We start from the raw sequence: 14123 nt of genomic DNA, 5'->3' as shown, positions 1-14123 counted from the left end.
CGTGCTGGCTATTGCCGGGAACTGGACACTTGCCGTCGCTTTACGGCACACTCGCCGCGCTGTGTCGAATTGCCCTACAAATCCAAGGAATCCGCAGATGGCTACGCTACTGGTGCTTCACGGCCCCAACCTCAACCTGCTCGGTACTCGCGAGCCGGGCCACTACGGCGCCGTGACCCTGGCCCAGATCAACCAGGACCTGGAGCAACGTGCCCGCGCCGCGGGCCACCATCTGCAGTACCTGCAGAGCAATGCCGAATACGAACTGATCGACCGCATTCACGCCGCACGCAACGAGGGTGTGGACTTCATCCTGATCAATCCGGCTGCTTTCACCCACACAAGTGTCGCATTACGTGACGCATTGCTTGCGGTGAGCATCCCATTCATCGAAGTGCACCTGTCCAACGTGCACAAACGCGAACCGTTCCGTCACCACTCCTACTTTTCCGATGTGGCCGTAGGGGTGATTTGCGGCCTGGGCGCCAGCGGGTATCGCCTGGCCCTGGAGTCCGCGCTGGAACAACTGGCTGCCAACGCACAGCCCTGATGACAGAGACCCTGGCCTAAGTGGGCCGGGGTTTGAGAGAAACGTTTTAGACACGTTTTCAATTACGCCCCCTGACCGAACCTTTGGGAGTTGATGATTAATGGATATCCGTAAAGTCAAGAAACTGATCGAACTGCTGGAAGAGTCTGGCATCGACGAACTGGAGATCAAGGAAGGCGAAGAGTCGGTCCGTATCAGCCGTCACAGCAAGACCCCAGCTGCCCAGCAGTTCTACGCACCCGCCCCAATGGCTGCTGCCCCTGTCGCTGCTCCGGCCGCTGCTGCTGCTGCCCCTGTCGCCGAAGCTGCTGCACCGGCGCTGAAAGGCACCGTGGTTCGCTCGCCAATGGTCGGTACCTTCTACCGCAAGCCATCGCCGACCTCGCCTAACTTTGCTGAAGTTGGCCAGTCGGTGAAAAAAGGCGACACCCTGTGCATCGTCGAAGCGATGAAGATGATGAACCACATCGAAGCCGAGATCGGCGGTGTCATCGACGCCATCCTGGTAGAAGACGGCCAGCCGGTTGAGTTCGACCAGCCGCTGTTCACCATCGTTTGAACCGCGGAGAGCCAACGATGTCTGCGAAGCTCGAAAAAGTCCTGATCGCCAACCGCGGGGAAATTGCCCTGCGGATCCTGCGTGCCTGCAAAGAGCTGGGCATCAAGACCGTCGCCGTGCACTCCACGGCTGACCGCGAACTGATGCACCTGGGCCTGGCAGACGAGTCGGTCTGCATCGGTCCCGCGTCATCCAAGGATTCGTACCTGCACATCCCGGCGATCATCGCTGCCGCCGAAGTGACTGGCGCCACCGCGATCCACCCGGGCTACGGCTTCCTGGCCGAAAACGCCGACTTTGCCGAGCAGGTAGAGAAATCCGGTTTCGCCTTCATCGGCCCGAAAGCCGACACCATTCGCCTGATGGGCGACAAGGTTTCGGCCAAGGACGCGATGATCAAGTCGGGCGTACCGACCGTACCAGGCTCTGACGGCCCGCTGCCGGAAGACGAAGAAGTCGCCCTGGCGATCGCCCGTGACGTCGGCTACCCGGTGATCATCAAGGCCGCCGGTGGCGGTGGTGGTCGCGGTATGCGTGTGGTGCACAAGGAAGAGGACCTGATCTCCTCGGCCAAGCTGACCCGTACCGAAGCCGGTGCTGCGTTCGGCAACCCGATGGTCTACCTGGAGAAGTTCCTGACCAACCCACGCCACGTGGAAGTTCAGGTACTGTCCGACGGCCAAGGCAACGCCATCCACCTGGGCGACCGTGACTGCTCGCTGCAGCGCCGTCACCAGAAGGTTCTGGAAGAAGCGCCAGCACCGGGCATCGACGAGAAGGCCCGTCAGGAAGTCTTCAAGCGTTGCGTCGATGCGTGCATCGAAATCGGCTACCGCGGTGCAGGTACTTTCGAGTTCCTGTACGAGAACGGCAGCTTCTACTTCATCGAGATGAACACCCGCGTACAGGTTGAGCATCCGGTGTCGGAAATGGTCACTGGCATCGACATCGTCAAGGAGATGCTGAGCATCGCCGCTGGCAACAAGCTGTCGTTCCGCCAGGAAGACGTGGTGATTCGTGGTCACTCGCTGGAGTGCCGGATCAACGCCGAAGACCCGAAGAAGTTCATCCCGAGCCCAGGCAAGGTCAAGCACTTCCACGCCCCAGGTGGCAACGGCGTTCGCGTCGATTCGCACCTGTACAGCGGTTATTCGGTTCCGCCGAACTACGACTCGCTGATCGGCAAGCTGATCACCTACGGCAAGGACCGCGAAGAAGCCATGGCGCGCATGCGCAATGCTCTGGACGAGATCGTCGTCGACGGCATCAAGACCAACATCCCACTGCACCGCGACCTGGTGCGTGATGAAGGTTTCTGCAAAGGCGGCGTCAACATTCACTACCTCGAGCACAAACTGGCCAGCCAGGAGTGATCGTGTAGTGTGATGTACCAAAACCCCGGACCTGTTCCGGGGTTTTTTTATGGGCTTTAGGGATAGGTGGTGCTGGCAGGTGCATGCCTTGAGGGGTGTGTTGCCGGTGAGATCGAGCGCCGCCCGCGCGGCGCATCGCGAGCAACGCTCGCTCCTACGTTTGTTTTCGGCCAATAACGCCTGTGACAGGCGCGCACGACCGCCTTGTTTGTTCGACGCGATATCGCGTCATGCGCCAAGGCGGTCGCGCGCGTTTGCCCCAGGAATAATTGGCCCGAAACAAACGTAGGAGCGAGCGTTGCTCGCGATGCGCCGCGCGGGCGGCGCTCGATTCCACAGGCGCTGAAAATCCTGAGACAAACCCATCACCCTTTCATTCTGGGCATCTCGATCCGGTGCTCATGCACCCGCCGATACAGCGTCGCCCGCGATATCCCCAACGCCCGCGCCGCATCAGCCGGCTTCCAGCGGTGCCGGATCAGCGCATCGAGCAACAGTTGCCGAGCCGGGCTGCTGGCATCCACCTCAGCAGACGCCACCGCATCGCCGCGTACCTCCTGCGGCAAATCCTCAAGGCGCACCCACCCGCCCTCACTCACCGCACAGGCATAACGCAACACCTGCCGCAGTTGGCGCAGGTTCCCCGGCCAACGGTAAAGCAGCAGCGCCTGCAATGCATCGTCCGCCAACACCACCTCTACCCCGCACGCTTCGGCTTCTTCGGCTAACAGTTGATGAATCAAACCCAGCCGATCCTCCCGCTCACGCAACGGCGGCAGCGCGAACCGGGCGTTGGCCAGGCGGAAGTACAGGTCCTCACGAAAACGCCCATCCGCCACCATTGCCGCCAGGTCTCGGTGTGTCGCACAGATCACCTGAATATCCACCCGCTCACGCCGCGCCGCGCCCAAGGGCGCCACTTCGCCCTCCGCCAGCACGCGCAACAGCCGGGTTTGCAGGTTCAGTGGCATGTCGCCGATTTCGTCGAGAAACAGGGTGCCGCCATCAGCTTGCTGTAAAAGCCCTTGCATGCCTTTGCTGGAGGCGCCGGTGAAGGCCCCGGCTACATAGCCGAACAGCTCGCTCTCGATCAGGCTCTCAGGGATGGCCGCACAGTTCAGCGTGACGAAAGGCCCCTTGCGGCGCTGGCTTTGCTGGTGCAACTGACGGGCAAAAACCTCTTTGCCCGAGCCCGTCTCGCCTTGCACCAGCACCGCCAGGCTGCAGTCCTTGACCCGCGTGGCCAGGCGCAGGTGCTGCTCGATGCGCGCGTCCTGTGCCTGGCGCAAAGGCTGCGGGCGCTGGCGCCGTTGCGGTGCGCTGACGCGGCCATACAGTTCCCCCCAGCCTGGCAAGCGCTGGGCCGAGGCCTCGTTACTGCAGCGCAGTTGGCCCAGGTCGAACAGCTCGCCGATATGCTCAGGCAAGCGGCCAAGGCGCTCCACCAGGCGCTGCCGAGCCAGGCTGTTGATTGCCTGCAGCCGGCCATCGGCATCCCAGGCCAGCAGGTAGTCGGGCTGGCTTTCGACATAGCCCGGCGTGCCATGCGCGCGCATCACCCAATGGCCCTGGGCACTGTGCATGAAGAAGGCGTTTTCTATCTCGCGCGCGGTCTGCTCGACCAGCTGCCGAATCAGGTGCTGGCTGCGACGGTCGTCCGGGGATTGCAAGGCCGAGACATCCACCACGCCCAGCAGCTCGCCCAGTGGGTCGAATACCGGTGCCGCCGTGCAGGTCAGGCCGATGAAGGCGGCGCGAAAATGATCGCGCTTGTGCACCGTGACCGGCGCCTTGCTGGTCAGCACCGCCGCCACCCCGCACGTGCCCTCCTCGCCTTCCGACCAGCAGGTGCCCAGGTACAACCCGGCCTTGCGGCAGTCATTGCGGATGGCGGACTCGACCCGGTAATCGATGGTCTGCCCCTGGGCATCGGTGAGCAGCACGCAATAGTCGGCGCCGCGGACCTGCTCATGCAGCCGTGCCACGGCGTCGCCGGCGATGCGCAGAAACAGCTCGGCACGTTCGCGGCATTCGTTGAGCAGGCTTTGCGAAAGGATACGTGGGCCCTGCTGGGAGCCTGGGTCGAGGCGATACAAGTGCATGGAGCGGCGCCAGGAGTCGAGGATCAGCGGCGGCACCGGTGCCTGTGGCAGACGGTCGGCGTTTTTCAGCACCCGGCTGACGCAGTCGACATGGGCTCGGGAGTTCGCGGCAAGCATTCAGGCCCTCCGGTTCTCATTGCTGTTTTTATCGTTGTGCGGCCATTAAGCGCTTCCGGGCATGCCCCGACAAGCACTGTGTGAATACCGGCTCGCTTGAGACGCAGCGTCTCAGCGTCTCGGCAAAAGCCGCCGCAGCCTGGTACCCCGCGTCTCGCGGGGCATGCTGGGCGCACGCCCTTTCCTACGCACAGACCGCTCTGGCACAGCCACTTCAGGCAGATGAAACAAAGCTGGCACCTCCCTTGCTCTGTCCCTGACAAACAAGAATACGAGGTGCGCCATGCCGCAACCCACCCCGACTGTCGGGATCATTGCCAACCCTGCCTCCGGCCGCGACCTGCGCCGCCTGACCGCCAGTGCCGGGCTCTATTCGAGCACCGACAAGGCGTCGGCGATCCAGCGGCTGTTGGCCGCCTTCGGTGCCACCGGCATCGGCCGGGTGCTGCTGCCAACCGACATGACCGGCATCGCCGCCGCCGTGCTCAAGGCCAGCCAAGGCCCCGCTGCGCGCGACCAGCACTGGCCGAACATCGAGGTGCTCGACCTGCCATTGACCCAGACCGTTGCCGATACCCGCCTGGCCACCCGACGCATGGTCGGCCAAGGCGTGGCGATGATCGCGGTGCTCGGCGGCGACGGCACCCACAAGGCAGTGGCAGCAGAAGCCGGTGACATCCCACTGCTGACCTTGTCCACCGGCACCAACAATGCCTTCCCGGAATTACGCGAAGCCACCAGCGCCGGCCTGGCGGGCGGCTTGCTCGCCAGCGGCTGGGTGCCCGCCAGCATCGGCCTGCGCCGCAACAAGCGCTTGCGGGTGAAGGTGCCCGAGCAGCAGTTGGACGAGTGGGCACTGGTGGAAGTCGCCGTGTCGCCCCAGCGTTTCATTGGCGCCCGCGCCCTGAGCCGCAGCGAAGACTTGAGCGAGGTGTTCGCCTGCTTCGCCGAACCCCATGCCATTGGCCTGTCCGCCCTGTGCGGCTTGTGGTGCCCGGTGTCACGCCAGGACCCGCACGGCACCTGGGTGCGCCTGAACCCCGGCGCCGAGCAGGCCCTGCTCGCGCCCCTGGCGCCTGGCCTGCTGCAAGGCTGCGGCATCACCGCCAGCGGCGTGCTGACGCCCGGCGCCGCCCATCGCCTGAGCCTAAGCAGCGGCACCCTGGCCCTGGATGGTGAACGCGAGATCGAATTCGCCGAGCACGACACCCCCACCATCACCCTGGACCACCAAGGCCCGCTCACCGTGGACGTCGAGGCCGTGCTGGCCCACGCCGCCCGCCATCACCTGCTGGCCGTGCCGCGCGGCCACCGGCTACACCCTGCAACCGCGTGTTGAGACAACCCTGGAGAACAACAAGATGTCCAATCAACTCAGTACAGAACAACTACTGCATGCCTATGAAGTGATGCGCACCATCCGCGCCTTCGAGGAACGTCTGCACGTGGAATTCGCCACCGGCGAAATCCCCGGTTTCGTCCACCTCTATGCCGGCGAAGAAGCGTCCGCCGCAGGCGTCATGGCCCACCTGCGTGACAGCGACTGCATCGCCTCGACCCACCGCGGCCACGGCCACTGCATCGCCAAGGGCGTAGACGTGTACGGCATGATGGCCGAGATCTACGGCAAGAAGACCGGCGTGTGCGGCGGCAAGGGCGGCTCGATGCACATTGCCGACCTGGAAAAGGGCATGCTCGGTGCCAACGGCATCGTCGGGGCCGGTGCGCCATTGGTTGCAGGCGCCGCGCTGGCCGCCAAGCTCAAGGGCCGCGATGACGTGTCGGTGGCATTCTTCGGCGACGGTGCCTCCAACGAAGGCGCCGTGTTCGAAGCCATGAACATGGCCTCGATCATGAACCTGCCGTGCCTCTTCGTCGCCGAGAACAACGGCTACGCCGAGGCCACGGCGTCGAACTGGTCGGTGGCCTGCGACCACATTGCCGACCGCGCTGCCGGCTTTGGCATGCCGGGCGTGACCATCGATGGTTTCGACTTCTTCGCCGTGTACGAAGCAGCGGGGGCGGCCATCGAGCGTGCGCGCTCCGGGCAAGGCCCCTCGCTGATCGAGGTCAAGCTCAGCCGCTACTACGGCCACTTCGAAGGGGACGCGCAAACCTACCGCGCCCCGGATGAAGTGAAAAACCTGCGCGAGTCCCGTGATTGCCTGATGCAGTTTCGCAACAAGACCACCCGTGCCGGCCTGCTGAGCGCCGAGCAACTCGACGCCATCGACGCGCGTGTCGAAGACCTGATCGAAGACGCCGTGCGCCGCGCCAAATCCGATCCCAAGCCACAGCCCGCCGACCTGCTCAGCGACGTCTACGTCAGCTACCCCTGAGCCGCGGATTACAAGAACAAGAGGAGAATCACCATGGCAAGAAAGATCAGCTACCAGCAGGCCATCAACGAAGCCTTGGCCCAGGAAATGCGCCGCGACAGCACTGTCTTCATCATTGGCGAAGACGTGGCTGGCGGTGCCGGTGCGCCCGGTGAAGAGGACGCCTGGGGTGGCGTGCTGGGCGTGACCAAGGGCCTGTATCACCAGTTCCCGGGGCGGGTGCTCGACGCGCCGCTGTCGGAAATCGGCTATGTCGGCGCCGCCGTGGGTGCCGCAACCCAAGGCCTGCGCCCGGTGTGCGAACTGATGTTCGTCGACTTCGCCGGCTGCTGCCTGGACCAGATCCTCAACCAGGCCGCCAAATTCCGCTACATGTTCGGCGGCAAGGCCGTGACCCCGCTGGTGATGCGCACCATGTACGGCGCTGGCCTGCGCGCTGCGGCCCAGCACTCGCAGATGCTCACCTCGCTGTGGACACACATCCCCGGCCTCAAGGTGGTCTGCCCGTCCTCGCCATACGATGCCAAGGGCTTGTTGATCCAGGCGATACGCGACAACGACCCGGTGATCTTCTGCGAGCACAAGTTGCTCTACAGCCTGCAGGGCGAGGTGCCGGAAGAGGTCTACAGCGTGCCGTTCGGCGAAGCCAACTTCCTGCGCGACGGCGACGACGTGACCCTGGTGACCTACGGGCGCATGGTCCATGTGGCGCTGGAAGCCGCCAACAACCTGGCCCGCCAAGGCATCGACTGCGAAGTGCTGGACCTGCGCACGACCAGCCCGCTGGATGAGGACAGCATCCTGGAAAGCGTCGAGAAAACCGGGCGCCTGGTGGTGATCGACGAAGCCAACCCGCGCTGCTCGATGGCCACCGACATCAGCGCACTGGTGGCGCAGAAAGCCTTCAGCGCCCTCAAGGGCCCGATCGAGATGGTCACCGCGCCGCACACGCCGGTGCCGTTCTCCGATGCGCTGGAAGACCTGTACATCCCCGACGCGGCGAAGATCGAGGCCGCCGTGCGCAAAGTGATCGAAGCTGCAAGGAGCGCCGCATGAGCCAGATCCATACGCTGACCATGCCCAAGTGGGGCCTGTCGATGACTGAGGGCCGGGTGGACACCTGGCTCAAGCAGGAAGGTGACGCCATCAACAAAGGCGACGAAGTACTGGACGTCGAGACCGACAAGATCAGCAGCAGCGTCGAAGCCCCCTTCAGCGGTGTATTGCGCCGCCTGGTGGCCCAGCCAGATGAAACCCTGCCGGTCGGCGCGTTGCTGGCGGTGGTGGTGGAAGGCGAAGCCGACGAGGCCGAGATCGATGCCGTAGTGCAGCGCTTCCAGGCCGGATTCGTCGCCGAAGGTGGCGCCGACCAGGCACAAGGGCCAACCCCGCAAAAAGCCGACGTGGGCGGCCGCCTGTTGCGCTGGTTCGAACTGGGCGAAGGCGGAACGCCGCTGGTCCTGGTGCATGGATTTGGCGGTGATTTGAACAACTGGTTGTTCAACCATCCGGCGCTGGCGGCCGAGCGCCGCGTCATCGCCCTTGACCTGCCGGGGCACGGGGAGTCGGCCAAGGCGCTGCAACGCGGCGACCTGGATGAACTGAGCGAAACTGTGCTGGCACTGCTCGACCACCTGGACATCCCCCGCGCCCACCTGGCCGGGCACTCGATGGGCGGCGCTGTCAGCCTCAACGTGGCGCGCCTGGCGCCACAGCGGGTGGCCAGCCTCACCCTGGTGGCCAGCGCTGGGCTTGGGGCTGCGATCAACGGGCAGTACCTGCAAGGTTTCGTGGCTGCGGCGAACCGCAATGCACTCAAGCCGCAAATGGTGCAGTTGTTTGCCGACCCAGCGCTGGTTACCCGGCAATTGCTGGAGGACATGCTCAAGTTCAAGCGCCTGGAGGGCGTCGATGCGGCGCTGCGCCAGCTGGTGTCGGCTATCGCCGAGGGCGACCAGCAGCGCCACGACCTGCGCGGCGTGCTGGGGCAGCATCCGGCGCTGGTGATTTGGGGCGGGAAGGACGCGATTATACCGGCCAGCCATGCCGACGGGCTGGAAGCCGAAGTGCTGGTATTGCCGGACGCTGGCCACATGGTGCAGATGGAGGCGGCTGAAGCGGTCAACCGGAAGATGGTGGATTTTTTGCGGGGGCATTGAGGGAATGAGGGGCATGGCTTGGGGTGGCGTCTGGGTCTAGAAGTGCATGCCTTGAGGGGTTCTGCGCCTGTGAGATCGAGCGCCGCGCGGGCGGCGCTCGATCTCACAGGCAACACACCCCACAAGGCATGCACCTATCTGTCTCAGCCCCCCATTCTGCGTCATACTCGGCAGACCTATTGCCCGGTCTCCACCATGCGTCCACTGATCCCTGTCACCCTGATCCTGTTGCTCGCCGCGTGCGGAGATGGCGAATCGCTACTACCTCCGGACGCGCGGCTGCCCGACGGCGGGCGTTACCGGGGCGAAGTGGTCAATGGCCTGCTGCAAGGCGAGGGCCGCATCGACTACCCCAATGGCAGCTGGTACGCCGGCAGTTTCAAGGACGGCCAATGGCATGGTCAGGGCGAATGGCACGGCCAGAACGGTGAGGTCTACCGGGGCCAGTTCGCCGAAGGCCTGTTCCAGGGCCTCGGCGACTTGACCACACCAGGCAGCCACTATGCCGGCACCTTCAGCCACGGCCGACGTGACGGTGAAGGCACCCTCAAGCAAGCCGACCAGACCTACCGCGGCCAGTTCAAGGACGACCAGTACGAAGGCGCAGGCGAGCTGGAGCTGGCCGACGGCAGCCGCTACCAGGGTCTGTTCGCCAAAGGCAAACCGAACGGTGCCGGCGTGCGCAGCGACGCCAGCGGCAACCAGTTCAGCGGCCGTTTCGTCGATGGCCTGCTGCAAGGCAGCGGCACCTACGACAGCGTCGACGGCGAGCAATACATCGGGGAGTTCAAGGACAACCGCCTGGAAGGCCGCGGCCGCTATGAAAGCGCCGAAGGTGACGTGTGGATCGGCGAATTCAAGGATGGCTCACTGGTCGGCGAAGGTGAACTGCTCGGCAGCGATGGCAGCCATTACAAAGGCGGTTTCGTTGACTGGCACTTTTCTGGCCAAGGCAACCTGCAACTGGCCGACGGCAGCCAGTACATCGGCACCTTCGAAAACGATGCCTACCATGGCAAAGGCCGGCTGACCCTGAGCAACGGCAAGGTCGAGGGTGGCACTTGGGTCAATGGCGTACGCGTGCGCGACGAAAAGGGCACGCTGTTGCCCGACCCGCTAGACCTGGCCTTGCTCAACCAGGGCCGCCTGCTAGAGGACGCGCTGGCACGGGTGCCGCCTACCGCGCCGGCCATCCAGTTATACAGCCTGGTCGTGGCCGGCGATGGCCAGCAAAGCGTGTTCCTGCGCGAAGCCGACTATGTCAGCAACATGCTCAAAGTCCGTTTTGGCGCCCGCGGCCAGGTCACCCTGGTCAACCACCGGGACCACATGGCCAGCCGCCCCATGGCCACCCGCGAGAACCTCACCCGCGCTGCCCATACCCTGGCCGAACGCAGCGGCCCCGAGGACCTGGTGTTCATCTACCTCACCAGCCACGGCAGCCACGACCACCAACTGGTGCTCGACCAACCCCGCCTGCAACTGGCCGACCTGTCCGCCGACGAGCTGGCCAGTGCCCTGGCACCGCTGAAAGAGCGCGACAAGGTAATCGTCATCTCGGCCTGCTATTCAGGGGGCTACATCGCGCCGCTCAAAGACGATCGCACGGTGATCATGACCGCCGCCCGCGCCGATCGGGTGTCGTTCGGTTGCTCGGAAGAAGCCGACTTCACCTACTTTGGCGATGCCCTGTTCGCCGAGGCGCTGAACCAGACCGACGACCTGAAACAGGCGTTTGAACTGGCACGCGCCAGCGTTGCCGAAAGAGAACGAAAGGAAGGTTTCGAAGCCTCTGAACCGCAGCTGTGGGCGCCGCCAGCAGTACTGGCACACTGGCAGCACCTACGCCAGCAACAGGCCGAAGAAGCGCTACGCAATGCTGCGCAAGCGACGGTGGAGCAGCAGGAAAAAAAGCCCGGCAACCACTAAGCTTGTGTGTAACAAGGGAGAGACATCATGTATTTGACGCCTCAGCATGTCCTGCTTGCCGGTGCCACGGGTCTGACGGGTGAACACCTGCTAGACCGCCTACTCAACGAACCGACCATCAGCCGGGTGCTGGCCCCTACGCGCCGGCCGCTGGCCGAACACCCGCACCTGGAAAACCCAGTGGGCGACCCGGCGGTGTTTCTTCCGCAGCTGGCCGGGCGTGTCGATATCGCCTATTGCTGCCTGGGTACCACGCTCAAGCAGGCCGGCTCCGAATCGGCTTTCCGCGCCGTCGACCTGGACATGGTCGTGGCCTTCAGCAAGCGCGCCCGGGAACTCGGTGCACGCCATTTGCTGGTTGTCAGCGCAGTCGGCGCCGACCCTAAATCATCGATCTTCTACAACCGCGTCAAAGGTGAAATGGAAGAAGCGCTCAAGGCCCAGGACTGGCCACAGCTGACCATCGTCCGCCCGTCGGTGCTGCTGGGTGATCGCATTGAGCCGCGCTTTGGCGAGCAACTGATTTCGCCGCTTTCCAAGCTGATACCTGGGAAGTATCGAGGTATCGAGGCGTGCACCCTGGCACGGGCGCTGTGGCGCCTGGCGCTGGAGGAAGAAGACGGGGTGCGGGTGATCGAGTCGGATGAACTGCGCCGCCTGGGCAAAAACTAGCGTCGCACGTGTCGCACGGATTACGCGTTAATACGGTAATCAAAGCCCGCCGGTGGCCTGGAAGCCGACGCCTGCGGCCGTCAGCAACGACAACGGCAGCAGCAGCGTATCCAGTATCAGGCTACCGGGCAGATCCAGGCCTGGGTAGGCCGGCGCAAGCGCGCCGAAATGATCTTTAGGGCAGCACCCGCCGTTCATCACATACAGGTCCAGCCGCGTACCGGCATACACCACCGGCGCGCCTGGCTTGTTGGCATCCAGCGTACGCACCGTGGCGCAGCCACTGAGCAGCGCCAATGCAACCAACCCCGACAGTGCTCGCTTCAATCATCCGCCCCAAAGTGATGTTCACCCCAACGTGGCAGCATGTCCTGAGGGATGTCCAGCAGGTTGAGAATGCGCGCAACGACGAAATCGATCAGGTCATCGATGGTTTGCGGCTGATGGTAGAAGCCTGGGGCCGCAGGCAAGATCACGGCACCCATCTGCGACAGCTTGAGCATGTTCTCCAGGTGGATCGTCGAGAACGGGGCCTCACGCGGCACCAGAATCAACTGGCGGCGCTCCTTCAAGGTGACGTCGGCGGCCCGCTCGATCAGGTTGTTGCAAGCACCGGTGGCAATCGCCGACAAGGTACCCGTGGAACACGGCACCACCACCATCGCCGCCGGTGCGCCAGAGCCGGAAGCCACCGGCGACATCCAGTCTTCCTTGCCATACACGCGGATCTGGCCGTTGGCAGCGCCGGTGTATTCGGTCAGAAACGCCTGCATCGCCTGAGGCTTAGGCGGCAGCAACACATCGGTTTCGGTGGACATCACCAACTGCGCGGCCTTGGAAATGAGGAAATGCACCTCGCGGTCCTCACGCACTAGGCAATCGAGCAGGCGCAGGCCATATTGCGCGCCAGAGGCGCCCGTCATGGCCAGGGTGATGCGCTCCGGCCCGCTCACTTGAGCGCCTCGGCCAGTTTGCCGTGCAGGCCGCCGAAGCCGCCGTTGCTCATGATCACCACGTGGGTGCCCGGCCGTGCCTGGCCCTTGATGCGCTCGATGATCGCTTCGAGGCTGTCGGCAACCACGCTCGGCACGGTGCACTGCGCCGCCGTGGCGGCCAGGTCCCAACCCAGGTTGGCCGGTGCGTACCAGATGACCTGGTCGGCATCGTTGACGCTTTCCGGCAGGCCATCGCGGTGGGCACCGAGCTTCATCGAGTTGGAGCGCGGCTCGATCACCGCAATCACCGGTGCTTCACCTACGCGCTTGCGCAGGCCGTCGAGGGTAGTGGCGATGGCGGTCGGGTGGTGAGCGAAGTCATCGTAGATGGTCACGCCCTGCACTTCAGCGACCTTCTCCATGCGCCGTTTGACGCTTTTGAAGGCGCTCAACCCGGCGATACCCATGGCCGGCACTACACCGACATGGCGGGCCGCAGCCAGGGTTGCCAAGGCATTGGCGACGTTGTGCTGACCGGTCAGCGCCCAATCGACCACGCCCTGTGCCTCGCCCTCGAACAGCACTTCGAAGCGCGACCCATCGGGGCTGAGCAGGCGCGCCTGCCATTGGCCGCCTTCACCGGTGGTTTGCACCGGGGTCCAGCAGCCCATGCCGATGACCCGCTCCAGCGCCTGTTCGGTGGTCGGATGGATCACCAGGCCTTCGCTCGGGATCGTGCGCACCAGGTGGTGGAACTGGCGCTCGATGGAGGCCAGATCGGGGAAGATGTCCGCGTGATCGAACTCAAGGTTGTTGAGAATCGCGGTGCGCGGGTGGTAGTGGACGAACTTCGAGCGTTTATCGAAGAACGCACTGTCGTACTCGTCGGCCTCGACCACGAAGAACGGGGTGTCGCCCAAACGCGCGGACACCGAGAAGTTCTGTGGCACGCCGCCGATCAAGAACCCAGGGCTCATGCCGGCATGCTCCAGCACCCAAGCCAGCATGCTGCTGGTGGTGGTCTTGCCATGGGTACCGGCAACGGCCAATACCCAGCGGCCCTGCAGCACGTGGTCAGCCAGCCACTGAGGGCCAGAGACGTAGGGCAGGCCCTTGTTCAACACGTATTCCACCGCCGGGTTGCCCCGCGACATGGCGTTGCCGACCACTACCAAGTCGGGTGCTGGGTCTAGCTGAGCCGGGTCATAGCCCTGGGTCAGCTCGATGCCCTGGGCTTCGAGCTGGGTGCTCATCGGGGGATAGACATTGGCATCGGAGCCGGTGACGCGGTGGCCAAGCTCTTTGGCCAGGACCGCCAGGGAACCCATGAACGTGCCGCAAATACCGAGAATGTGAATATGCATGGTCGACCTCGCAAAACATCGAGG

Annotated in this window: 13 protein-coding genes; 9 read left to right on the top strand and 4 right to left on the bottom strand. The window is 64.1% G+C overall.

The features are described from left to right. Nucleotides 1-97: 97 nt before the first annotated feature. The 3 genes from aroQ (at nucleotide 98) to accC (ending at nucleotide 2482) form a co-directional block, all read left to right on the top strand. Nucleotides 98-550 carry a type II 3-dehydroquinate dehydratase gene (gene aroQ / locus HU764_RS01040; RefSeq protein WP_008093086.1) on the top strand — a complete coding sequence of 151 codons (453 nt, stop codon included), beginning with the start codon at nucleotides 98-100 and terminating at the stop codon, nucleotides 548-550. A 100-nt stretch (nucleotides 551-650) separates the two neighbouring features. Further along, nucleotides 651-1109, top strand: coding sequence for an acetyl-CoA carboxylase biotin carboxyl carrier protein (gene accB, locus HU764_RS01035; RefSeq protein ID WP_027594950.1), 459 nt, complete (start codon nucleotides 651-653; stop codon nucleotides 1107-1109). 17 nt (nucleotides 1110-1126) lie between these two features. After that, a complete protein-coding gene (accC, locus tag HU764_RS01030; protein ID WP_027594949.1) occupies nucleotides 1127-2482 on the top strand; it encodes an acetyl-CoA carboxylase biotin carboxylase subunit in 1356 nt (451 codons plus the stop codon). A gap of 365 nt (nucleotides 2483-2847) precedes the next feature. Here accC and HU764_RS01025 read toward each other — a convergent pair whose 3' ends face one another. Continuing rightward, a complete protein-coding gene (locus HU764_RS01025; protein ID WP_186704002.1) occupies nucleotides 2848-4701 on the bottom strand; it encodes a sigma-54-dependent Fis family transcriptional regulator in 1854 nt (617 codons plus the stop codon). A 283-nt stretch (nucleotides 4702-4984) separates the two neighbouring features. On the opposite strand from HU764_RS01025, the gene HU764_RS01020 reads away from it, so the two are divergent. From HU764_RS01020 to HU764_RS00995, 6 genes are all read left to right on the top strand, one after another. Beyond that, nucleotides 4985-6040, top strand: coding sequence for an ATP-NAD kinase family protein (locus tag HU764_RS01020; RefSeq protein WP_186704001.1), 1056 nt, complete (start codon nucleotides 4985-4987; stop codon nucleotides 6038-6040). Between the two features lie 22 nt (nucleotides 6041-6062). Next, complete coding sequence (locus HU764_RS01015; protein ID WP_186682119.1) at nucleotides 6063-7040, top strand: thiamine pyrophosphate-dependent dehydrogenase E1 component subunit alpha; 978 nt, start codon at nucleotides 6063-6065, stop codon at nucleotides 7038-7040. Between the two features lie 33 nt (nucleotides 7041-7073). Further along, complete coding sequence (locus HU764_RS01010) at nucleotides 7074-8096, top strand: alpha-ketoacid dehydrogenase subunit beta (RefSeq protein WP_186682121.1); 1023 nt, start codon at nucleotides 7074-7076, stop codon at nucleotides 8094-8096. Next, nucleotides 8093-9199: an acetoin dehydrogenase dihydrolipoyllysine-residue acetyltransferase subunit gene (locus HU764_RS01005; protein ID WP_186704000.1), complete on the top strand. Its 1107-nt coding sequence runs from the start codon at nucleotides 8093-8095 to the stop codon at nucleotides 9197-9199. Before HU764_RS01010 ends, HU764_RS01005 begins: the two co-directional genes overlap by 4 nt. Nucleotides 9200-9394: 195 nt before the next feature. Continuing rightward, nucleotides 9395-11128, top strand: a complete 1734-nt coding sequence (locus HU764_RS01000; RefSeq protein WP_186703999.1) for a C13 family peptidase — start codon at nucleotides 9395-9397, stop codon at nucleotides 11126-11128. Between the two features lie 27 nt (nucleotides 11129-11155). Continuing rightward, nucleotides 11156-11800, top strand: a complete 645-nt coding sequence (locus HU764_RS00995) for an oxidoreductase (protein ID WP_027594940.1) — start codon at nucleotides 11156-11158, stop codon at nucleotides 11798-11800. 39 nt (nucleotides 11801-11839) lie between these two features. Here HU764_RS00995 and HU764_RS00990 read toward each other — a convergent pair whose 3' ends face one another. From HU764_RS00990 to mpl, 3 genes are read right to left on the bottom strand one after another with little or no spacing between them, the layout of a single operon-like run. Continuing rightward, nucleotides 11840-12127, bottom strand: a complete 288-nt coding sequence (locus HU764_RS00990) for a YceK/YidQ family lipoprotein (protein ID WP_186703998.1) — start codon at nucleotides 12125-12127, stop codon at nucleotides 11840-11842. Beyond that, entirely contained in the window at nucleotides 12124-12753 is a 630-nt protein-coding gene (gene ubiX / locus HU764_RS00985; protein WP_186703997.1) for a flavin prenyltransferase UbiX, read from the bottom strand. The genes HU764_RS00990 and ubiX overlap by 4 nt, the downstream gene beginning before the upstream one ends. After that, nucleotides 12750-14099 (bottom strand): UDP-N-acetylmuramate:L-alanyl-gamma-D-glutamyl-meso-diaminopimelate ligase, encoded by a 1350-nt coding sequence (gene mpl, locus HU764_RS00980; RefSeq protein WP_085274005.1) that lies wholly within the window; start codon nucleotides 14097-14099, stop codon nucleotides 12750-12752. The genes ubiX and mpl overlap by 4 nt, the downstream gene beginning before the upstream one ends. Between the last annotated feature and the right edge of the window lie 24 nt (nucleotides 14100-14123).

This window comes from Pseudomonas kermanshahensis (genome assembly GCF_014269205.2).
Classification (GTDB): Bacteria; Pseudomonadota; Gammaproteobacteria; order Pseudomonadales; family Pseudomonadaceae; genus Aquipseudomonas; species Aquipseudomonas kermanshahensis.
This window is presented reverse-complemented; position numbering and strand designations above follow the sequence as displayed.

Coding starts and splice junctions, on each gene's coding strand:
- HU764_RS01015 (WP_186682119.1), top strand. CDS start 6,063: ATGTCCAATCAACTCAGTACAGAACAACTACTGCATGCCTATGAAGTG.
- accB (WP_027594950.1), top strand. CDS start 651: ATGGATATCCGTAAAGTCAAGAAACTGATCGAACTGCTGGAAGAGTCT.
- aroQ (WP_008093086.1), top strand. CDS start 98: ATGGCTACGCTACTGGTGCTTCACGGCCCCAACCTCAACCTGCTCGGT.
- HU764_RS01000 (WP_186703999.1), top strand. CDS start 9,395: ATGCGTCCACTGATCCCTGTCACCCTGATCCTGTTGCTCGCCGCGTGC.
- HU764_RS01010 (WP_186682121.1), top strand. CDS start 7,074: ATGGCAAGAAAGATCAGCTACCAGCAGGCCATCAACGAAGCCTTGGCC.
- HU764_RS01020 (WP_186704001.1), top strand. CDS start 4,985: ATGCCGCAACCCACCCCGACTGTCGGGATCATTGCCAACCCTGCCTCC.
- HU764_RS00995 (WP_027594940.1), top strand. CDS start 11,156: ATGTATTTGACGCCTCAGCATGTCCTGCTTGCCGGTGCCACGGGTCTG.
- mpl (WP_085274005.1), bottom strand. CDS start 14,099: ATGCATATTCACATTCTCGGTATTTGCGGCACGTTCATGGGTTCCCTG.
- HU764_RS01025 (WP_186704002.1), bottom strand. CDS start 4,701: ATGCTTGCCGCGAACTCCCGAGCCCATGTCGACTGCGTCAGCCGGGTG.
- HU764_RS01005 (WP_186704000.1), top strand. CDS start 8,093: ATGAGCCAGATCCATACGCTGACCATGCCCAAGTGGGGCCTGTCGATG.
- accC (WP_027594949.1), top strand. CDS start 1,127: ATGTCTGCGAAGCTCGAAAAAGTCCTGATCGCCAACCGCGGGGAAATT.